The 20,990-nt window shown below is 58.2% G+C and carries 14 protein-coding genes; all 14 read left to right on the forward strand.

Annotation, left to right across the window (positions count from 1 at the left end):
* Positions 1–617 precede the first annotated feature (617 nt).
* The 14 genes from ACNKH6_RS02595 (at position 618) to ACNKH6_RS02660 (ending at position 20,984) form a co-directional block, all read left to right on the forward strand.
* Entirely contained in the window at positions 618–3,311 is a 2,694-nt protein-coding gene (locus ACNKH6_RS02595; RefSeq protein ID WP_417913987.1) for a CBS domain-containing protein, read from the forward strand.
* Between the two features lie 90 nt (positions 3,312–3,401).
* Entirely contained in the window at positions 3,402–4,040 is a 639-nt protein-coding gene (locus ACNKH6_RS02600; RefSeq protein ID WP_417913988.1) for an HAD family hydrolase, read from the forward strand.
* Between the two features lie 129 nt (positions 4,041–4,169).
* A complete protein-coding gene (locus ACNKH6_RS02605) occupies positions 4,170–4,484 on the forward strand; it encodes a hypothetical protein (RefSeq protein WP_417913989.1) in 315 nt (104 codons plus the stop codon).
* Positions 4,481–4,780: a hypothetical protein gene (locus ACNKH6_RS02610; protein WP_417913990.1), complete on the forward strand. Its 300-nt coding sequence runs from the start codon at positions 4,481–4,483 to the stop codon at positions 4,778–4,780. The genes ACNKH6_RS02605 and ACNKH6_RS02610 overlap by 4 nt, the downstream gene beginning before the upstream one ends.
* A 259-nt stretch (positions 4,781–5,039) precedes the next feature.
* Entirely contained in the window at positions 5,040–7,127 is a 2,088-nt protein-coding gene (locus tag ACNKH6_RS02615; RefSeq protein ID WP_417913991.1) for a COR domain-containing protein, read from the forward strand.
* Between the two features lie 288 nt (positions 7,128–7,415).
* Complete coding sequence (locus tag ACNKH6_RS02620) at positions 7,416–9,980, forward strand: cobyric acid synthase (protein WP_417913992.1); 2,565 nt, start codon at positions 7,416–7,418, stop codon at positions 9,978–9,980.
* Positions 9,981–10,047: 67 nt separating this feature from the next.
* Positions 10,048–10,254 (forward strand): hypothetical protein, encoded by a 207-nt coding sequence (locus ACNKH6_RS02625; protein ID WP_417913993.1) that lies wholly within the window; start codon positions 10,048–10,050, stop codon positions 10,252–10,254.
* A complete protein-coding gene (locus tag ACNKH6_RS02630) occupies positions 10,235–10,495 on the forward strand; it encodes a type II toxin-antitoxin system RelE family toxin (protein ID WP_417913994.1) in 261 nt (86 codons plus the stop codon). Before ACNKH6_RS02625 ends, ACNKH6_RS02630 begins: the two co-directional genes overlap by 20 nt.
* The gene (locus tag ACNKH6_RS02635; protein WP_417913995.1) at positions 10,449–10,916 is read left to right on the forward strand and encodes a hypothetical protein; all 468 of its coding nucleotides are present in this window, start codon (positions 10,449–10,451) and stop codon (positions 10,914–10,916) included. The genes ACNKH6_RS02630 and ACNKH6_RS02635 overlap by 47 nt, the downstream gene beginning before the upstream one ends.
* Positions 10,917–11,580: 664 nt before the next feature.
* Positions 11,581–13,509 (forward strand): ASKHA domain-containing protein, encoded by a 1,929-nt coding sequence (locus ACNKH6_RS02640; RefSeq protein ID WP_417913996.1) that lies wholly within the window; start codon positions 11,581–11,583, stop codon positions 13,507–13,509.
* 5 nt (positions 13,510–13,514) lie between these two features.
* On the forward strand, positions 13,515–14,696 hold the full coding sequence (locus tag ACNKH6_RS02645; RefSeq protein ID WP_417913997.1) for an ABC transporter permease subunit: 1,182 nt from the start codon (positions 13,515–13,517) through the stop codon (positions 14,694–14,696).
* Between the two features lie 62 nt (positions 14,697–14,758).
* Positions 14,759–15,079: a CU044_2847 family protein gene (locus ACNKH6_RS02650; protein WP_417913998.1), complete on the forward strand. Its 321-nt coding sequence runs from the start codon at positions 14,759–14,761 to the stop codon at positions 15,077–15,079.
* Between the two features lie 2 nt (positions 15,080–15,081).
* Positions 15,082–16,809: a trypsin-like peptidase domain-containing protein gene (locus ACNKH6_RS02655; protein WP_417913999.1), complete on the forward strand. Its 1,728-nt coding sequence runs from the start codon at positions 15,082–15,084 to the stop codon at positions 16,807–16,809.
* Entirely contained in the window at positions 16,806–20,984 is a 4,179-nt protein-coding gene (locus ACNKH6_RS02660) for a HEAT repeat domain-containing protein (protein ID WP_417914000.1), read from the forward strand. Before ACNKH6_RS02655 ends, ACNKH6_RS02660 begins: the two co-directional genes overlap by 4 nt.
* Positions 20,985–20,990: the final 6 nt, after the last annotated feature.

Here is a 20,990-nt window from a genome sequence, read left to right on the forward strand (position 1 = left end):
ATTTTTATGTCCTCTTCGCCAGTTTGCCTTTTTTGGGGCTTAAATTTTAAATTAACAAAGTAAAACAACAAGTAACATAAATTTTAAAATATTGCAACCTAAAATTCGATATAGTGTCTAAAGAGTTGCACATTAGGTAATATCTATCAGATTAGTTAGCTGGCTAATTTCCGGCGGCAGAGCGGTTAGCTGGTTCCAGCTAAGGTTGACAGATGTCAAACTGGTCAGCCGAAAAAATTCTATCGGGACTTGACAGGTAGCTGAGTTATCCCGCTGTTGCTCAGGTCAAGAGCAGGTGCCTTTCTTTCAGCAGCCTTTTGTATCTTCTCCAACAGCTTTTTATTCGTCATGACTTCCCCTCCTGTGGTGTTTGTTGAACAGGGGAAGGCATTGCGCCCGCCCGCAGCATGGCTCCTTTGGCTGGGAGCCAGATGAACCAGCATACCCCTCGCGCCATTTTTTTCAACAGGATAATTACCTTGCACCTGATACAGGGCAGCTTGAAACAGGCAGGCAGAGCAGGAAAAAAACTGGTGGGCACCCTCCAGTTGCTCAGGCCGTGAAACAGCCTCTGCCGCCCCTTTCCCCTTCTTGCCAAATCAGGTACACTGCGCGGCATGAACCTGATCACCACCCACATCAACGCCGACTTCGACGGCCTGGCCTCGATGATCGCGGCGCGGAAGCTCTATCCGGGCGCGGCCTTGGTCTTTGCAGGCTCTGCTGAACGCCGCCTGCTGGCCTATTTGTCCGCCGACCTGCGCTGCCTCTACGGCTTCCAGAAGCTCAAGACCCTTGATCTGACTGAAGTCAGCCGTTTAATCGTTGTGGACACCCGCCAGGCCGACCGCTTGGACAGGCTGCAAGACTGCCTGCGCAATCCCGGCTTGGAAATCCATCTCTACGATCACCACCCGGACGCGCCCGGCGACCTGCGCGGCACGCTGGAAGTGGTGGAGCAGGTCGGCTCGACCACCACCATCTTCGCCCGGCTTTTGCAGGAGCGCGGCATCCAGCTCACCCCGGACGAGGCCACGCTGATGAGCATCGGCATCCACGAGGACACCGGCTCCTTTCTCTACGCAGGCACTGCGCCCGCCGACTTTCATGCCGCCGCCTGGCTGCTGGAGCAAGGGGCCAAGCTGGAGCTGATCAACCACTTTGTCAGCCGCGAGCTGTCGGCGGATCAGGTCTCGCTGCTCAGTCAGCTGCTGACAAACTCGACCGTATATACCATCAATGCGGTGGCAGTCACGGTCAGCCGCCTTAATCTGCCTGATTATGCCGACGACTTCTCGGTGCTGGTGCGGCGGATGATGGTGATGGAGAACTTGGACGCAGTCTTTGCCTTAGTCGGCATGGACGACCGTCTCTACCTCATCTGCCGCAGCCGCATTGCCGAGGTGAATGCTGGCGACATTGCCCGCGCCTTTGGCGGCGGCGGTCATGCCGCAGCAGCTTCAGCCGTGATTGCGGACAAGAGCATCTTCGAGGCTGAGGAGGAGCTGCTCCAGCAACTCTACCGCCATGTCCGGCCCAAGGCGATGGCGGGCGAGCTGATGTCCGCGCCGGTGCTGGCGGTCACGCCGGATATGAGCTGCGCCGAGGCCAGCAGCGTGCTGACCCGCTACAACATCACCATGCTGCCAGTGGTGCGCAACCTTGCCGACCGCAAGCGGCCCAAGGGACTGCTCGGCCTGATCTCGCGGCGGACGACGGAGAAGGCCATTGCCCACCAGCTTGGCCACGCGCCGGTGAGCGAGTTCATGAGCACCGACATTGCCACGCTGCCGGAACGCGGCACCCAGGCCGAAATTCAGGAGCTGATCATCACCCGGCGGCAGCGGCTGATCCCCATCGTCCGCAGCGAGAACGACGAGGACTGGCTCTGCGGTGTGGTCACGCGCACTGACCTGCTCCATTTGCTTGCCCATGATCCGTCCCGCCAGCCGCGCAGTCTACTGCATGAGGACGAGCAGCCCGCTGCGGAGCGCACCCGCAACATCGCCCGGCTGATGACCGACACCTTGGGCCGCGAGCTGATTCTGCTCCTGCGCGAACTGGGCGAGACCGCGCAGGACTTGGGAATGCGGGCCTATGCGGTGGGCGGCTTTGCCCGCGACCTGCTCCTACAGATGCGCAACTTGGACATTGACGTGGTGATCGAGGGCGACGGCATTCAGTTTGCCCAAGCCTTTGCCTCCCGCAAGCAGGCGACTGTGCGCACGCATGAGAAATTCGTCACCGCCACAGTCATCCTGCCGGATCAGCAGCGCGTGGACGTGGCCACAGCCCGCCTTGAATACTACGCCGAGCCTGCCGCCCTGCCGGTGGTGGAGAAAAGTTCGCTCAAGCTCGACCTCTTCCGCCGCGATTTCACGGTCAATGCGATGGCCGTGCATCTCAATCCCGACCGCTTCGGCCTGCTGGTGGACTACTTCAGCTCGCAGAATGACCTGAAAGAACGGCAGCTGCGCGTGCTCCACAATCTCAGCTTTGTCGAAGACCCCACGCGCATCTTCCGGGCGGTGCGCTTCGAGCTGCGCTTGGACTTCCGCATCAACCGTCATTCGGAGAAACTGATCCGCAGCGCGGTGCAGATGCACCCGGCAGAGAAGTTCCGGGGCCTGCGCTTCTTCAATGAGATCCGGCTGGTGCTCTCCGAAGACCAGCCGCTGCCCGCCTTGCGGCGGCTGGAGAGCTTCGGCCTCTTCCCGCTGCTCTGGCCTGACCTGCGCCCGAACCTGAAGATAGACCGCCGCTTTGTCCACCTCATGACCCAGGCGGAGAAAGCTATCTCCTGGCTCCGCCTGCTGTATCTGCCGGAAGAGCGCAAACGCTGCGAATGCTGGACCGTGCGGCTGCTGGCCCTCTTCAGCCGCTCGCGGGAGCTGGAGCTGCGCCGCTTCTGCGACCGCTTTGAGGTGCCGCCTAAGCTGCGCGCCTTGCTGGTGGAATGGAAACGGCAGGCCGAGCGGCTGGCCGCCGAGCTGCTGCGCCGTCCTGTGCTGCGGCCCAGCGAAATCTACTGGCTGCTGCGCGGATTAGACAACGAGGCTCTGCTCAGTCTGATGGTCATCGCCCGCAAGAAGCACATCCAAGAAGCGGTCTCGCGCTACGTCACCACCCTGCGCGATGTCCGCCCGCTGCTCACCGGCCAAGATTTGCTGGAGCTGGGCTTCCAGACTGGGCCGCAGTTCAAGCAGCTTCTCAGCCACGCGCTGGAGGCCCAGCTTGACGGCGTGGTCAGCAATAACGAGGAAGCTCTTGCCTTGGCGCGGAGCATCATGCTGTCCTCGGCAAAGGCATAGCGCTCCGCTCGATCTCATCAGCACTGTTGAGATCACGTCCAATCCCCCGTTCATCACCTTCAACCTCACGGAACTGTTCAAACAGACACCATGCTCAAACTTGCCGTCTTTGACTGCGACGGAGTGCTGTTCGACTCCCGCGAAGCCAACCGGGTCTATTACAACGACCTGCTCGCCCATTTCGGCTGCCCGCCGATGGACAACGAGGAGATGGACTACGTCCACATGCACAATGTGGCCGACTCCATCCGCCATATCTTCCGCAGGCATCCGCACCTCAGCTTTGAGGAAGTCAGCAGGCATTCGCAGTCGCTGGACTACACGCCCTACCTGCGGCACATGCTCATGGCCCCGGACTTGCTCGACTTCCTGCGGATCATCGCCCGGCGCTGCCACCGGGCCATTTCCACCAACCGCACCACCTCGATGGACCTGATCCTCGACATCTTCGGCCTGCGCCCTTGGTTCGAGATTGTCATGACCGCAGCCAACGCGCCGAAGCCCAAGCCCGCGCCGGACGCGCTGCATGTGATCCTCAAGCATTTCGGCCTGGCTGCCGACGAGGCGGTCTTCATTGGCGACTCCAGCGTGGATCAGGCGCACGCCGCAGCCGCTGGCGTTGATCTGATCGCCTTCCGCAGCCCGGAGCTGGAGGCCCGCTGGCATGTCAGCAGCTTCATGGAGATTCTGCACCTGCCGCCTTTCGCGGCCTTGGAGCTGCGCCCGTGAACAGTGCGCAGCAGGCGCAAGGCAATTATCCTGTTGAAAAGAATGGCGCGAGGGGTATGCTGGTTCATCTGGCGCAGCACCAGATTGGTTGCAGGGTTCCTTTGAGGTTTTTTCCCGCAGGGGCACGACATGTCGTGCCCCTACACCACCACAAACGCAGGTGCGCAGGCGATGCAATTTGATTTCAACGAAGAAAAGAATCAGCTTTTGCTGCGCGAGCGGGGCGTTACCTTTCAGGAGGTGATTGCGGCTCTCCTCAGCGAAGGAGCATTGGCTGACTTCCCTCATCCCAATACGAAACGCTATCCACATCAGCGTATTTTAGTTGTAGAGATGAATGGCTACACATATTGTGTGCCCTATGTTCGAGACGGAACACGACTCTTTCTCAAAACCATCTTTCCAAACAGGGAATTCCTGTATTTATTAGAGGCTGAAAAATGACTCCACCTAAAACGACCATTCCGCTTGATCAGGAAGAGCAGGATTTGTTTGAAGCGCTTGAGCAAATGGACACAAAAAATCTTCCTCCTGTAACTCCAGAACAGCAGCAGCTTTTCCGGGAGGCTGCCGCCAACTTTGTGAGCAAAGAAACAAGTCTGAATATCACTATGGAACTCTCGGACATGGCTGAGATTATGCGGCGGTCGGCGCACAAAGGCACTCAATGCCAGTTATTTGTTCAGGAGATAGTGCATAAGTATCTTGCCGGGCAGCTTGTTGAAAAGAACGCCTGCTGAAGAGCAGCGGCAAATCTGTTGGGTTCCTTTGAGGATGATTCCCGTAAGGTCGGTTCGTGAACCGACCCTATCCTTCCCACAGAATGAGAAGGAGCCTTCTAGTCAAGCGAGAAGGTTCCTTCTCGTGGAACAGGGAGGAGCCTTGCCGGGAAATTGGCAGGCACCCTCTGCTTTGGCGGCAGGGTTCCCTTGAGGATGCCAACCATAAGGGCGGTTCGCGAACCGCCCCTACCCCACAACCACCACAGGTGCGCAGGCGATGACGAATAAAGAGCTGCTGAAGGTGATAGAGGAGGCGAAGGCAAGCGGGGCAACTGAGCTTTACCTCAGAGGTAATCAGCTCACCGCCCTGCCGCCTGAGCTGTTCAGGCTCAAGAACCTGACGAGGCTTGACCTCAGAGATAATCAGCTTACCACCCTGCCGCCTGAGATAGGTCAGCTTAGGAATCTACAAAAACTTGCCCTATGGAATAATAAGCTAACTGCCCTACCGTCAGAAATCTGCCAGCTCAAGAACCTGACGGAGCTTTCCCTTTTCGGTAATCAGCTCACCGCCCTGCCGTCAGAGCTGTTCCAGCTTACGAACTTGACGGGGCTTGACCTTTACGGTAATAAGCTCACCACCCTGCCGCCAGAAATCTGCCAGCTTCCCAAGTTAGAATATCTTCTCCTTGACCTCAATCCCCTCACCTCCCCGCCGTATGAAATAGCCATTAAGGGTATTGATGCAATCAGGGAGTATTTCGCCAATCTCCAAGCCGGTGAGTCCGCCCTCAACGAGATAAAAGTCCTCCTCGTTGGTGACGGCGCAGCAGGCAAGACCTCGCTGGTCAAGCAGCTCCTCGGCGAGGCATTTGACAAGGACGAAGACACCACGCACGGCATCAGCATCCGGGGCTGGGATGTGGAGGCGGGCGGCCAGCCTATCAAGGTGAATCTCTGGGACTTTGGCGGGCAGGAGATCATGCACGCCACGCACCAGTTCTTCCTCTCCAAGCGCAGCTTGTACGTCCTCGTGCTCGATGGCCGCAAGGACGAGCGGCCCGAATACTGGCTCCAGCACATCGAGAGCTTTGGCGGCGACTCGCCCGTGCTGGTGGTGCTCAACAAGCAGGACAGCAACCCCTCGTTTGACATCAACCGGCCTTTTCTGCAAGGAAAGTACAAGGGAATACGCGGCTTCTTCCGCACCTCGTGCAAGAGCGGCGCAGGCATTGCCCAGTTTAAAGAAAGCCTGTTCACGGAGCTGGCTCAGGTGCCGATGATCGGCATCCGCTGGCCGAAGACCTGGTTTGCGGTCAAGCAGCGCATCGAGCAGATGAGCACGCCCTACATCAGCCGCGAGGACTACGGCGAGCTGTGCGCCGATGCGGGCATTGCCGGGGATGAGAACCGCGAGACGCTGGTGGATTTCCTCCATGATCTCGGCGTGGCCGTGCATTTCAAGGACTTCATCCTCAAGGCCATGCACGTGCTCGATCCCGTCTGGGTGACCAATGCGGTGTACAAGATCATCACTGCCGAGAAGATGTCGGACAGCAAGGGCGTGCTGCACGCGGACTGCTTGGACGGCATCCTGAAGCAGCAAGACGGGGAGAAGCACTGCTACCCAGCGCATACGCATGTGTATCTGCTGGAACTGATGAAGAAGTTCGAGCTGTGCTACCCGGTCGAAAGCCAGGCTGTGCTTATCCCGCAGCTTCTCCCTGTGCCGGAGCCGAAGTTCACCTTTGAGTACAAGAACGCGCTGGGCTTCGTCCTGCATTATCACAGCTTCCTGCCGCCCTCGGTCATGCCCCGCTTCTTGGTCAAGCGGCATAAGCAGATCAAGGCGGGTCTCTGCTGGCGCACCGGCGCGGTGCTGCACGATCAGGCCAGCGGCACGGAAGCGGTGATCAAGGCAGATACGGAGGCACGGCGCATTTATCTCTGGGTGAACGGCCCGCGCCGCAAGGAGTTCCTCAGCTTCCTTTGGTTCACGCTGCGGGAGATCAACAACAGCTTTGAGAAGCTGGCCGTGAGCGAGCGGATTCCGATGCCGGATGATCCGGCGTGCAGTGCGGACTATCAGACCTTGGTGAAGTACGCCCAGCGAGGCAACGACATGTATATTCCTGACGGCTCGGACAAGGAGTACAGCGTGCGCCAGCTTCTCGGCACGATTGAGCCGGACAGGGAAGATCAGCTGCTTGAACTGCTGCGGATGATCAAGGCGCAGCAGGATGAGAAGGAGTCCGGCTCGGAAGCATTCAACAGCCTGTTTGAGCTGAAGCCAAGCGTCTTCGGGGTCAGCTTCAACCTCAGCGAGGCATTCAAACGTATACTTGCCACGCAGAGGGGGAAGTAGGGGCATGACATGTCATGCCCCTGCGCTGCCGGAAAATCTGGTGGGCACCCATCAGAGACGTTAGTGGGTGCCCTTCAGATTTTCTCAAGGGTACCCATCAGGCATTCAGATGGGTACCCACCAGACACGCTGATGGGTACCCACCAGTTTGTCTGACAGTCACCCTTGAGAACAGCGGCTTGCCGTCGGCGCAAAGAAGCGGTACAGTGCTGCGGCAGATGCGCATGGTCCTGCACTGCCGTCGGGCCAGCTCCGCTGCCTCTCCACTTCATTCCATCTGACACGCTCATGAACAGCACGCATGGCGGCAACTTGCGCGACCTTGCGGCCCGCTGCGGCTGCAAGCCTGACGAGATACTCGACTTCAGCGCCAACATCAACCCGCTTGGCCCGCCTGAGCAGCTCTGGCACCTGCTGGCGGCGCGGATGCAGGACATCGTCCACTACCCCGACCCGGACGCGGCGGAGCTGGTCAAGGCCATATCCAATCAGTGGCGGATAGGCTCCGGCCAGATCATCGTCGGCAACGGCAGCTCCGAGCTGCTTCACGCCGCAGTGCGCGCGCTCAAGCCCAAGCGGGCCGTGATTCCGGTGCCCGCCTATGTGGACTACCGCCAGGCCTGCGCCAGTGCCGGAGTCAAGGTGATGTCCGTGCCGCTGGCCGAGGAGGAGGAGTTTCAGCCGGACATGCGCCAGCTCTACAGCCTGCTCCTCCCCGGCGACCTGCTCATCCTCGGCCAGCCGAACAACCCGACCGGCAGAATGTGCGACCGCAGCAAGCTGCTGGCTCTGGCTGACCGCTGCCCGGAGACGCTCTTCCTGATCGACGAGGCCTTCGCCGGTTTTATTGCAGGATACGAGAGCGTGGCCTGCTGCCGCGAGAACATCATCACCCTCTGCTCGCTGACCAAGCTCTACGCGGTGCCGGGACTGCGTTTAGGCTTCCTTGCCGCTGCCGAGCAGCACTGCGAGAGCATCCGCAGTCAGATCGCGCCCTGGGCGGTGAACACGCTGGCGCAGGCCGCCGGAGCCGCCGCGCTCGGCGATGCTGATTACGTCCGCCGCAGTCAGGAACTGGTGCGCCGCAACCGGGAGGCGCTGCGCCTTGAGCTGGCCGCCATTCCCCGGCTGCGGGTCTTTGACGGCGCGGCCAACTTCCTCCTTGTCCGCCTGAGCTGGCCGCCGACTGCCGCTGACATAGCCGACCGGCTCCTGCATGACTGCAAGATTGCTGTCCGGGTCTGCGGCAACTACGAAGGTCTCAGCAGTCAGTATTTCCGCGTCGCCGTGCGCGAGGAGGACGAGAACAGCCGTCTTGCTCAGGCGCTGCGCGGCCTGCTTTCCACAGAGCGGACAGCCCGCTGCGCGGCAAGCAAGCGCACTCCGGCCCTGATGCTGCTTGGCACAGGCTCGGATGTCGGCAAGAGCGTGCTGGCTGCCGGGCTGTGCCGTGTCCTCCTGCAAGACGGCCTGCGCGTGGCCCCGTTCAAGGCGCAGAACATGTCGCTCAACTCCGGCGTGACCAAGGACGGCGGCGAGATGGGCCGGGCGCAGGTGGTGCAGGCGCAGGCCTGCCGCCTCGACCCGGACGTGCGCATGAATCCTGTCCTGCTGAAACCGAATTCCGACGTGGGCAGCCAGGTGATCGTGCTGGGAAAGCCGGTCGGCAACATGCGCGTGGCCGAGTACGTGCGCTATAAGGAGGAGGCGTGGCGCACCGTCTGCGCCGCCTATGACGAGCTGGCTGCGGAACACGACTGCATGATCTTGGAGGGCGCGGGCAGTCCGGGCGAGGTCAACTTGAAGGCGCATGACATCGTCAACATGCGCATGGCCCGGCACGCTCAGGCGCCGGCCTTGCTGGTCGGCGACATAGACCGAGGCGGCGTGTACGCCTCCTTTGTCGGTCATGTCGAGGTCATGGCCCCGTGGGAGCGCAGGCTGCTGGCGGGCTTCATCGTCAACCGCTTCCGGGGCGATGCCAGCCTGCTGGCGGACGCGCACCGCTTCTTGGAGCAGCGCACGGGCAGGCCGGTCTTCGGGGTGGTGCCCTGGCTGCCTGATCTCGGCCTGCCGCAGGAGGATTCGGTCAGCTTCAAGGCGGGCATGTACGACGGCTCCAAACCTGCCGGGCCGCATGTGGAAATCGCCCTGCTGGACCTGCCGCACATCTCCAACTTCACTGATGTCGAGCCGCTGGCCGCCGAGCCGGATGTCTGGCTGCGCACCGTGCGCAAGGCCGAGGACTTGGGTCGGCCCGACTGCGTCATTCTGCCGGGATCAAAGAATGTTCCGGCAGACCTCGCCTGGCTGAAGGAAAGCGGCTTGGCCGAGGCCGTGCGCAGGCTGGCCGGGACAGCGGAGGTCATCGGCATCTGCGGCGGCTTCCAGATGCTCGGCCAGGCCGTGGCTGACCCGCACGGCTTGGAAGGCGAAGCAGGCAGCGTCAGCAGCGGCCTTGGCCTGCTCGACCTGCGCACCGAGCTGGCGGCGGAGAAAACCCTGATCCGCAGACAGGGCGTGCATCTGCCTTCCGGTCTGCCGGTGCGCGGCTATGAGATTCATCACGGCTTGAGCGGGACAGGCGCGGCGGCCCTGCTTTCCTTTGAGGACGGTGCTGCCTGCGGCTGCGCGGATTCCAGCGGCAGAACTTGGGGCAGCTACCTGCACGGCATCTTCGACAGCGACTCCTTCCGCCGCTGGCTGCTCAACCGCCTCCGCCTGCGCAAAGGGCTGGCTGCCTTGGACGGCGCGGGCGCACGGTACGACATCGAGCCTGCCCTTGACCGTCTGGCGGATGTGCTGCGGCGGCAGTTGGACATGGAGGCGGTTTATAGGCTGCTGAGGGTGTGAGAGATTCTGTTGACAGAACCCGCATCTTGTTCTACGCTGTTTGAACAAACTTCACGAGGAGGCTGACATGAATACTGTGTCGCAATTGCGCCCCAAATTCATAGTAGATGGAAAGGGACGGAAGAAAGCTGTGGTTCTTCCCTTTGCTGCTTACGAAAAGCTGATGGAAGACTTGGCTGATCTGGCTGCCGCTGCCGAACGGCGGAAGGAGCAGACGGTTTTACATGCGCAGCTACTCAAGGAATTGCAGGCCGATGGCATCCTTCCGGCTTGAATGGCGGGCATCTGCGGCGAAAGAGCTGCGGAAGATTGATCGGCAGATGATTCCCAGAATTGTGGCGGCGGTGGAGCAACTGGCCTGGGAGCCGCTGCCGCTTGGTGCCAAGAAACTTCAGGGCACCGAATTCATCTATCGTATCCGCGTGGGAGATTACCGGATTGTGTACGAAGTGGTAGAGGCTGCTGAGTATGTTACCATTGTCCGCATCAGGCACAGGAAAGAAGTGTATCGGTGAGATTGGCTTTCGCGTTGGCATTAAATCAAATAATATGGACAGGATGATGAAATTTTATAGAATCATAATATCAATCAGTTCTATTTTAATCTTGACCGGATGTTCGGAGTCACAAGTAAAAGTTGATGATGAATTGCTTAATAGCTGGATTGCTTCGATACAGAAAGGACATTCTTCTTGCAAAGAAAAAGGATGTCGCGACGTTGCGATTACATGTGTACGGACTCAAGAAGTCTCAAAGGCTGACAATTTGAATGGAATTCAAGAAAGTAAATTAATTGGGATGAGCTTTGTTGGATTCTATCGTTCTGAATATACAAGTGAAAGAGCATTTACTCGGTTTAAAAAGAAAAATGGTGCATGGCAGAAATTAAACACATATGGGTTAACGTCTAATATACATGATTGTACCTATTTTTAATTTTTTTGCATCTAAACATGATTATGGACTACGGCGGTAGTCACATAGCACTGTAGGGTGGACAAGCGTCTTTTTGCTTGCCCGCCGGTCAGCTTCTTCGTGGGCAAACAGTCGTTTGTCCATCCTGCCCACTGCTTGACCGCGACAAACAGGAATAGCACGATAAGCTCGTAATCACTTACGTCGTGCCGTAGCATCTTCATTCTGCCCATAGAGAGATTCTTATCTCGCCCTAAAAGGGTGGGACTCCTTTTCCATGCGGGTCAAGCTGACCAGCAGGTGATCCTTACAATCCCAAGGTGAACAGCAAAGGGGCGGCTCTTGCGAGCCGCTCTTTTTTATTTCTGCCGACCTTTCCTCAGGCGACGTTCTCGGCTGGCAACGCAGCATTTCTCAACAGGTATAGGCTACGCCCCTGTTGGTCGGCAATATGTTGAAATTGCCCTGCTTGACCTGCCTCACATCTCCAACTTCACTGATGTCGAGCCGTTGACCGCCGAGCCGGATGTCTGGCTGCGCACCGTGCGCAAGGGCTTCAGCACTTCATCAGCGCTGTGGCCAAACCGCCGCGCTCCTTCCCTTGTTGCCGAACCGCCTGTGTCATGCTATACTCTCTTGTTTCCGCAACAGTTTCTTTCTTCAGCGCACACTAACGGAGCCTTGCATGAAGCACACGATCACGTTTTTGCCCGACCATATCACCGCCGTTGTCAACAAAGGCGACACGTTGTTGAACGCCGCCGCGCGGGCCGGAGTCTATGTCCATGCCTGCTGCGGCGGCGACGGAGTCTGCGGCAAATGCAAGGTGCTGGTCAAGGGCGAAGTCCGCTCGGACAAGGCCAACCTCAAGCAGGAGGACTGGGACAAGGGCTTCCGGCTGGCCTGCCGTTCGGTGGTGGAGTCGGACGTGGAAGTGACGATCCCGGAGCTGACCACGAAAGGCGGCAAGGCGCTGAAGCGCAAGCCGAAGACCACCCGCGCCATCTCCGCCAAAGCCTTGGACAGCTTGGTCGGCACATGGAGCGTTGATCCGCCGGTGAGCAAGCTCTATCTGGAGCTGCCGTCGCCGACCATCGAGGACAACATCGCCGACATGCAGCGGGTGATGCGCGGCATCCGCCAGCACTGGCCTGACCCGCGTGATCCGTATTATGACCTGCCGCAGCTCATCACCTATCTGCCCAAAACCCTGCGCGAGGCGGACTGGAAGGTGACGCTCCTCTTCCTGCGCGGGCGGCACAAAGGCGATCCGTTCCGCATCATCGACATTGAGGCGGGCGACACCACCGGCAAGCTCTACGGCCTGGCGATTGACATCGGCACCACCACCTGCTCCGGCGTGCTGCTCGACCTGCACAGCGGCGAGGTGCTGGCCGAATCCTCGGCCTACAACGGCCAGATCAGCTTCGGCGAAGATGTCATCTCGCGCATCATTTATGCGGCCCGGCCCGGCGGCCTGAAAACCTTGCAGGCCAAGGTCGTGGCCACCATCAACAGCATCATCGAGGATATCTGCCGCCAGCTGATCATCAGCCCGTCGGACATCGCCTATATGATGGCCGCAGGCAACACGGTGATGTCGCATCTGCTGCTCGGCATTGATCCGAAATACCTGCGCGAGGCTCCCTATGTGCCCAGCGTCAGCGAATTTCCCCTCACCCGCGCGGCGGAGCTGGGCATTCACGCCCATCCGTCCACCCGGCTTTTTCTCTATCCCTGCGTGGCTTCGTATGTCGGCGGCGACATTGTCTCCGGCGCGCACGCCTGCCAGATAGCCAAATCGGACAAAGTCAGTCTGTTCATTGACATCGGCACCAACGGCGAGATTGTCGTCGGCGGCAAGGATTGGCTCGTCTGCGCGGCCTGTTCCGCCGGGCCAGCCTTTGAGGGCGGCGGCATTCAGTACGGAATGCGGGCCTCAGCCGGGGCGATTGAGAAATTCCAGATTCACCCGGAAACGCTGGAGCCGATGCTGGTCACGGTCGGGCAAACCAAGCCGAGCGGCATTTGCGGCTCCGGCCTGATCGCCATTGTCGCCGAGCTGCTCGAAAACAAGGTCATTGATCAGCAGGGCAAGTTCCGCCATGACCTCGACACGCCCCGCGTCCGTCAAGGCAGCAGCGGCTGGGAGTATGTCCTTGCTTGGAAGCACAATTCGATGATCGGCGAGGATATCATCCTCACCGAGGTGGACATAGACAACCTGATGCGGGCGAAAGGCGCGATGTATGCGGGCTACCAGACTTTGTTGGAATCAGTTGGCCTCAGCTTCGCCGATCTGGATCAGGTCATCCTCGCAGGCAACTTCGGGGCGTATCTTGATCTGGAGCAGGCCATCTGCATCGGCCTTTTGCCGGACATAGACCGCGAGCATTTCTACTATCTCGGCAACGCCTCGCTCCTCGGCTGCCAGATCAGCATGTGCGACATGAGCCGCTTCCGCGAGCGCGAGGGCGTGCGCCAGCTCATGACCAACATGGAGCTGTCCGAAAATCAGGACTTCATGCAGCATTACATGGCCGCGCTCTTCCTGCCGCACACCGACATGCGGCTCTTCCCAACGGTGCAAAAAAAGCTGGAAGAAAGCATCTGATCACCATGCTGCTCGCTCATTTGAAAAAAGCCGCCTTCACTGCCCTCTGGTTCGCCTTCCTCACCTTTCCTTTGCTGGTGATCAAGGTCAATCCTGATGAGCGTGTTATCATCTGGCGGTGGCAGAATCTTTTCTATGCCGCCGCTGCTGGATTTCTCGGCTCATTGGCAGGCCATGCCGTTGCGGCTGTCAAGGCAAAGAAAAAATACGCCGCTCCGCGAGAACAGCTGCGGCTCTTCGACAAAACGGCAGTCCGCCTGACCGCGCTCGCCTCCCTGCTGCTGGCGGCAGCCGTTTTCCCGCATTTGGTCTCGACCTACCAAGTCAATATCATGAGCACCGCCCTGCTCTATATGCTGCTGGGACTTGGCCTGAATATCGTGGTCGGCATGGCCGGACTGCTTGATCTCGGCTACGTCGCTTTTTACGCGGTCGGGGCGTATTCGTATGCCCTGCTCAACCTGCATTTCGGCATCGGCTTTTGGACAGCCCTGCCGATTGGCGGCCTTTTGGCGGCACTCTTCGGCATCCTGCTTGGCTTTCCGGTGCTGCGGCTGCGCGGCGATTATCTTGCCATCGTCACCCTTGGTTTTGGCGAAATAATCCGCCTTGTGCTGGAAAACTGGACAGCGTTCTCGCAAGGGCCGAGCGGCATTTCCGGCATTCCCCGGCCCGGCTTTTTCGGCCTGAAGATGACGCTCGACCAGTCCCTGACGTATCTGTATTATCTGATGCTGCTGATGGTCATCCTCACCGTCTTCGCCACCAGCCGCCTGCAAAATTCCCGCATTGGCCGTGCTTGGGCCGCGTTGCGCGAGGATGAAACCGCTTGCCGGGCAATGGGCATCAACAAAACCAAGATCAAGCTGGCCGCCTTTGCCTCCGGCGCGTTCTGGGCTGGCATGGCCGGAGTGCTCTTCGCCGCCAAAACCACCTTTGTCAACCCGGCCTCATTCACCTTCATGGAATCGGCGGTCATACTCTGCATCGTGGTTTTGGGCGGCATGGGTTCCATTCCCGGCGTGATCATCGCCGCCCTGCTGCTCATCCTCCTGCCGGAATATCTGCGCGCCTTGGCCGACTACCGGATGCTGGCCTTCGGCGCAACTTTGGTTCTGATGATGATTTTTCGGCCCGGCGGGCTGCTGGCGCCGTCAAGGAAAAGACATCAAACAGAGCAGCAATAACAAACGCGCCCTGAGCCTGTTGAATGACACTTTCGCATTAACTTCAAAGGAGAACCTGCATCATGTCCAATCAGCTTGTTGAACTTGAAGACCAATTTCTTGTAGAAGTGGAATTGCCGCCCGATCAAGTGCGGCAAATTTCTGGCGGAATACCGGAGAAAGTTGACAAAACAATTGACAGCGTTCGTCCGCTGCTGCTCAAAGTCTGTCATCCGCTAACAGCAGTTTGGAGCGAGCTGAACAAAGAAATGTCCATCACCAGCGCGGAAGTCGAACTTCAGCTTGGTTTTTCCGCTGAAGGCTCAGTTTTTCTGGCCAAGGCGAACGGCAGTGCCAATCTGAAGATCAAGCTGTCTATTTCGCCAAAAGCGGATAAGCCCTGAAAATGGCAATCGACAAGCGGGCAATTTTCCTCCTGACCAGTGCTGACGGCAGCAAAAAAGCCTTCGGCACCGGCTTTGCTGTGGCGCAGCAAGAAGGAAAGCTCCTTCTGTTGACCTGCGCCCATGTGGTGGAGCAGCTTGGCGGCAGAGTCATCGCCAGCGGCGAGGATGCTGTTCCGCATGAAGCTGAAATTGAGGCTGTAGGCGCATCTAACGCGGTTGATCTTGCTCTGCTGCGTATTGCATGGAACGGCGAGGCACCGCCACTGCTCAATCGGCCAGCGAAAGGAAAGCCAGAGCTGCCGTTTCAGATTTTCGGCTACGGCCCGCATCTGGGAGCGCGGGAAAATTACGTACTCCGGGATATTCGCGGGCGGTTGGGAAAACCGATTGCGTTCAAGGCGGTGGGCCTCAAAAGCATTGAGGCGTGGGACATTCATGTTGACGACGATGAATTTTCCAAGCTCCAAGGCGGCTACAGCGGCTCGCCGCTTTGCGATGAGGCAGGCGGGCTGATCGCGGTTGTCAGCCATAATGCTGATCCTGCCGCTGGCCAGCGCGGCCATGCAGTGGCTGTCTCCAATTTGAAAAGCATTTACCCAGAGATTGAGCGGCTTATTCCTGCTTTTGCCGCGCTGCGTCCTGACGCAGCACCTGCTGACAGCATTGCGCGGGCCAAGAAACAGCTGCGCAGCCTGCTTATGGATTTCGAGCTTGCCGACAGCCTCTGCGACATCGCCCGCAGCGAATTCAAACGGATGGAGGAGGAAGGAATCGGCTCCAGCGACGAGGAGCTGCTGGAAAAAATAGGCAATGCGGCGGCGGAAGCTGAGGAATGGGCAACGCTTGTCCGTTTTTTGGAATCATTGGATAAAAAAAGCAAAAACGCGGTCGCCGGGCCTGATTATCCTCGGCTGGCCAAACAGCTTGCCAGAGGCGAAGTCATCCTTTGTCTTGGCCAGGAAACCTCGCATCTGCTCGGCGCACTGCTGCCTTCCACTGCTGAGATCAAACGGCATCTCTGCCAAGAGGACTTTCCCGGCCCGCTGTCCGAACTCTGCGAGCAGAAGCTGATTGCCCCGGAGAGCAATCGGAAGGATTTGGTTGACTCGCTGCGTGAGCTGCTGAACAAAAAAAGTCCTGCTGTCAGTCTGCACGAGCTGCTGGCCCGCTTGGACAAGCCGTTCATCGTCATTTCAACCTGCTACGACTGCCTGCTTCAGGAAAGCCTGCGGGCGCGGCGGCGCAGCTTTGTTGAAATCTACCCGAATATGGAAGAAGGAAAATGCCTGCTGACCGCAGCGGATGGAACAGCAAGCGTCTGCACCCCGGAGAACGTTTCCGCCCATGCGCCGCTGGAGAACGGCCAAGCAGTCATCTACCGGCTGCGCGGCGGCATAGTCGGCGGGCAGGAGCACCTGCTGCTGGCGGAGCGGGATTATTTCATGTTCAACAAGGTGATGGAGCAGCAGAAGCTCTTTCCTGACTACATCAGCAGCAGGCTGAAAAGCTCTCTCTGCTCCCTGTGGTTTCTGGGGCATCACCCAGAGAGCTGGGAGGAACGTCTGCTGGTCAGATTTCTGCGCGACATGCAGCACCCGGATGCCTCGGCCCTTGTTGTGCAGGAAAACAGTTCTGAGTTTGCCCGTAATTTCTGGCAGGCGAAAAAAGTGAAAGTTCACGATCTTGCTTTGACCGAGTTTGTGCAGAACTTGGAGGCCGCCTTATGAATTCCTTACCGCAGGCAGATGCCAATTTTCAGCCGTATATCGGCCTGAAGCCGTTCACTGAGCAGGAGAAAGACCGCTTCTTTGGCCGCGACCGCGAAATCAGCATTCTCTTGGATAAAATCCGCGCCAACCGCCTGACCTTGCTTTTAGCGGCCAGCGGCGTAGGCAAAAGCTCTTTGCTGCAAGCGGGCATCATGCCTGTCCTGCGCGAGGACAGCAACATCGAGCTGATCTATCACCGCGACTGGGCCGCTTCGCCGCAGGCCTTCAAACAGGCGGTGAGCGAGCATTACGGCGAGCCGCACAAGGACAATGTTTCGCTGAAAAACATCCTCCGCGCCTGCACGCTCTTCAGCAGTGGCCAGCAGATCATTCTGCTCGATCAGTTCGAGGAATTTTTCAACTACCAGCGGTTTCGGGCCGAGTTTCTGCCCTTCATCGAGGAATTGAGTGCGGCGGTTCTTGACCGCAGTCTGCCTGCCTCCTTTGTCTTTTCCATGCGCGAGGATTTCGCCTTGGAGCTGAACGCCTTCAAGCCCTATCTGCCCGGCGTGTTTGACAGCTATTTCCGTTTGGAGAAGCTGACCCGCGATCAGGCCCGGCTGGCGATTGAGGAGCCGCTGAAGCCGACTGGCTGGCGTTTTGAGCAGCAGGAAGGCGGCAAATCGCTGCTGGAGGAGGTGCTGAACGATTTGGCCAAGCGCGAGCAGGAGCGGCAGTTCGGCGTGCAGGAGCTGCTCAACCTGAACGAGCTGCCGCTGCTGGTGGAGCCGCCGCATTTGCAGATCGTCTGCCAAGAGCTGTGGCAGCATCACCGGGACGAGGCGGCCAAGCAGATCACGCAGAAGGCCTATGAGCAGGCTGGCCGGGCCAAGGGTATTTTAGAGAGCTATTTCCTGAGCAAAATTCAGCGATTCAGCAAGAAAGATCAGGCTCTTGCCTCAGCCGCCTTTGATCATCTTATCGGGCAGCGGGCCACCAAGGTGGCGCATCCGCTGGCGCGGCTGGCCGAGCTGACCCGCGCTGCCGCACACGAGCTGCAAGCTGTTTTGGATAAGCTGCAAGACTGTGCGGTGCTGCGGCGGCAGAAGCGGGGTGAGGAGTTTTGGTACGAGCTGTATCACGATATTTTTTCTGAATCCATTGATAAATGGAACCGGGAATTCAAGCACCGGCAGCGAAGGAAACGGCTGGCGATTGGCAGCGCGGCGGTGCTGATTGCAGGCGGACTGCTTTTTGCGGGCAACAACTGGCGGGTGAATTATTATGGCCGGTATTTACAGCTCAGTCCGAAGGAAAGCATTTCTGATCGGATTGAAGTGTATAAAGGCTCAATGACAGGCCGGGATATATTTCATCAGCGGAGGTTTCTCCATGAAGTTTATTTTACCCGCTCTGAGATTGAAGCGGACAAAAAGTTTGACCGGAGAATAATTGAAGACAAGCGCAGCAGTCAGCTGGATTTGACCAAAAAAGTTCCGCTTGCTTCCCGCATTCCTTTATATATTGAGGCGGGACTGTACGGAAAAGGGAGAGATATTGCTGAAGCAATTTTGCAGGATAACAAAACGGATAACATAAATCTGCTTCCAAAACACTTTGCGCAGGCGCGGACAAAGGCCAGTCTCGCCCTGCTGTCGAAGGTGCTTGAAAAGCAGAGCGGCGCGGAGCTGAAGAAAGCGGTTGTCGCAGCCTTTGCTGAACTGAATGCCGTTTCAAAGATTGTCACGCTTTTGAAGGACGGCAATTCAGACGTGCGGAGTGCGGCAGTCAAAGCCATCGGCCAGCTAAAGGCGGACACGGCTGCGCCGGAGATTGTCAAACTCTTGAAGGACAGTGATAAAAATGTGCAGAGTGCGGCAGCCTCAGCCCTTGGCCAGCTGAAGGCAGACATGGCTGTGCCGGAAATCGTCAATCTCTTGAAGGACAGCGATTGGGAAGTGCGGAGCGCGGCAGCCTTAGCCCTCGGCCAGCTAAAGGCGCACATGGCTGCGCAGGAGATCGTCAAGCTCTTGCCGGACGCATATCCACCTGTGCGGACAGCGGCAATTATAGCCCTCGTCCAGCTAAAGACGGACACGGCTGTGCCGGAGATCGTCAAACTTTTGATGTACCGCAGCGATTCATATGTAGATTCATACGTTCAATGTACGGCAGCCTCTGCACTCGGCCATATGAAGGCGTATACGACTGCACCGGAGATCGTCAAGCTCTTGGCGGACAACCATTGGGAAGTGCGGCACGAGGCAGTTAAAGCCCTCGGCCAGCTGAAGGCGGTCACGGCTGCGCAGGAGATCGTCAAGCTCTTGCCGGACAGCAATTGGGAAGTGCAGAGAGCGGCAGTTAAAGCCCTTAGCCAGCTAAAGGCGTACACGGCTGTGCCGGAGATTGTCAATCTCTTGGCCGACAGCGATTCAAATGTGCGGTGCGAGGCAGTCAAAGCCCTCGGCCAACTGAAGGCGTACACGGCTGAATCTGAGATTGTCAATCTGTTGACGGACAGCGATTGGCAAGTTCGGAGTGCGGCAGCCTCAGCGCTTGGCCAGCTAAAGACAGAATCGGCTGTGTCGGAGATTATCAAACTCTTGGAGGACAGCAATTCAAACGTGCGGAGTGAGGCAGTCAAAGCCATCGGACAACTGAAGGCATACAAGACTGTGCCGGAAATTTTCAAGCTCTTGACGGACAGCGAGTCAAGCGTGCAGAATGCGGCAGCGGAAGTCCTTGGCCGGTTGCAGGTGGAATCCGCTGCGCCGGAAATCGTCAAGCTCTTGGAGGACAGTAATAAAGATGTGCGGAGTGAGGCAGTCTCAGCCCTTGGCGAGCTGAAGGCGGAATCGGCTGTGCCGGAGATCATCAGGCTGCTGACAGATAGCTTGACGTATGATAATTCAGACGAGATCATCAGGTTCCTGAATGAAGAATTTCAAGAGGACAGTTATAAAGACGTGCGGAGTGCGGCAGCCTCAGCCCTTGGCCAGCTGAAGGCGGAATCGGCTGCGCCGGAGATCGTCAGGCTCTTGGCAGACAGCAATTCAGACGACGTGCTGCTTCAAGCAGCCCTTGCTTTGGCCAGGATGAATAATTTTTCTCCTCAGCTTCAGGCCTGGCAGGAGCAGGCATTCAAGGATGCACTGAAAAAACAAGCTGTCAGCAATTTTGACGAGAGAAAAGAGGCGGCCCAACTTCTTGCTCCTGTTTTCACCGAACAGGCCGCAAAGCTGCTTGCCCAGCTCATGGATGATGCGGATCAGGATGTGGCGCAGGAGGCGGCCAGAGCCATTGGCTTTGCTGCTGAATTTTATCCTGAATGGATGTCGGCAGACAAACTGCTGGCCCTGCTTCAGCATCCTGATCTGGACATGCGGGAAACGGCTGTCACCAGCCTTGGCCAGCTCATTTCCTTCCGGGGCGAGAAAAAGGCGGCAGATTTTTCAGAGCTGGATCAGCGTGTCCGCAACGCTCTTTCCAGGTTGATCAACGATCAGCAGCAGAAAACCAGCACCCGCCTGTCCGCCATCGATGCCCTTGGCAATACCGGGCGGGAAGAATGCGCACAATTCTTGCTCAAACTGCTGCCCAAATTCGACCGCAGCAAGGAGGAAGCCCTGCGCTCACGCTGCCTCTTCTGGCTTGGCCGCATGAACTATGAACCAGCCCTCAGAGATATGGAAAAGGAGCTGAACGAGCTGGAGCAGGCCAAAGCGGAATGGCGTGAGCAGCGCGACCACAACAGCGGCGGCATCGCGGACAAAAATGATGCGTGGTGGCAGGAAAGGGAATACCGCCTCGGCAGCGCACTGGCCCGCATCGCCCCAACAGAGCGCGGCATTAAGCTGCTCGGCCATCCGCTGCATTACGTCCGGCAAGGAGCTGTACGCGCTCTCGCCGCCAAAGCTGATGCTGCCCTGATCGGCAAAATCATCCAAGCGCACCAAGATTTCGACCCAGCAGACCTGCCTTCGCCCTTCCCCTACACCGCCTTCCAAGCCATTGACCTTGCCCTGTGGAATTTGGAATATACTGGCAAACAGGAGGATGTGACGACGCTGCAAGATATCCGCGCTCATCTCAAACCCTGCCGCGTGCCGGGCCAAGAAGGGGCCATTGAGGAGCGGCTGGAGTGGACGATTGAGCGGCTGAAGGAGAAGTTGGCCGGGAACAGCGACAAATGAAATTCA

The organism is Candidatus Electronema sp. JM (assembly GCF_048287415.1).
Lineage (GTDB): Bacteria > Desulfobacterota > Desulfobulbia > Desulfobulbales > Desulfobulbaceae > Electronema.

What these genes read in the sequence shown, in the direction of transcription:
- ACNKH6_RS02595 (WP_417913987.1), top strand. Translation starts at nt 618, where the DNA reads ATGAACCTGATCACCACCCACATCAACGCCGACTTCGACGGCCTGGCC.
- ACNKH6_RS02600 (WP_417913988.1), top strand. Translation starts at nt 3,402, where the DNA reads ATGCTCAAACTTGCCGTCTTTGACTGCGACGGAGTGCTGTTCGACTCC.
- ACNKH6_RS02605 (WP_417913989.1), top strand. Translation starts at nt 4,170, where the DNA reads ATGTCGTGCCCCTACACCACCACAAACGCAGGTGCGCAGGCGATGCAA.
- ACNKH6_RS02610 (WP_417913990.1), top strand. Translation starts at nt 4,481, where the DNA reads ATGACTCCACCTAAAACGACCATTCCGCTTGATCAGGAAGAGCAGGAT.
- ACNKH6_RS02615 (WP_417913991.1), top strand. Translation starts at nt 5,040, where the DNA reads ATGACGAATAAAGAGCTGCTGAAGGTGATAGAGGAGGCGAAGGCAAGC.
- ACNKH6_RS02620 (WP_417913992.1), top strand. Translation starts at nt 7,416, where the DNA reads ATGAACAGCACGCATGGCGGCAACTTGCGCGACCTTGCGGCCCGCTGC.
- ACNKH6_RS02625 (WP_417913993.1), top strand. Translation starts at nt 10,048, where the DNA reads ATGAATACTGTGTCGCAATTGCGCCCCAAATTCATAGTAGATGGAAAG.
- ACNKH6_RS02630 (WP_417913994.1), top strand. Translation starts at nt 10,235, where the DNA reads ATGGCATCCTTCCGGCTTGAATGGCGGGCATCTGCGGCGAAAGAGCTG.
- ACNKH6_RS02635 (WP_417913995.1), top strand. Translation starts at nt 10,449, where the DNA reads ATGTTACCATTGTCCGCATCAGGCACAGGAAAGAAGTGTATCGGTGAG.
- ACNKH6_RS02640 (WP_417913996.1), top strand. Translation starts at nt 11,581, where the DNA reads ATGAAGCACACGATCACGTTTTTGCCCGACCATATCACCGCCGTTGTC.
- ACNKH6_RS02645 (WP_417913997.1), top strand. Translation starts at nt 13,515, where the DNA reads ATGCTGCTCGCTCATTTGAAAAAAGCCGCCTTCACTGCCCTCTGGTTC.
- ACNKH6_RS02650 (WP_417913998.1), top strand. Translation starts at nt 14,759, where the DNA reads ATGTCCAATCAGCTTGTTGAACTTGAAGACCAATTTCTTGTAGAAGTG.
- ACNKH6_RS02655 (WP_417913999.1), top strand. Translation starts at nt 15,082, where the DNA reads ATGGCAATCGACAAGCGGGCAATTTTCCTCCTGACCAGTGCTGACGGC.
- ACNKH6_RS02660 (WP_417914000.1), top strand. Translation starts at nt 16,806, where the DNA reads ATGAATTCCTTACCGCAGGCAGATGCCAATTTTCAGCCGTATATCGGC.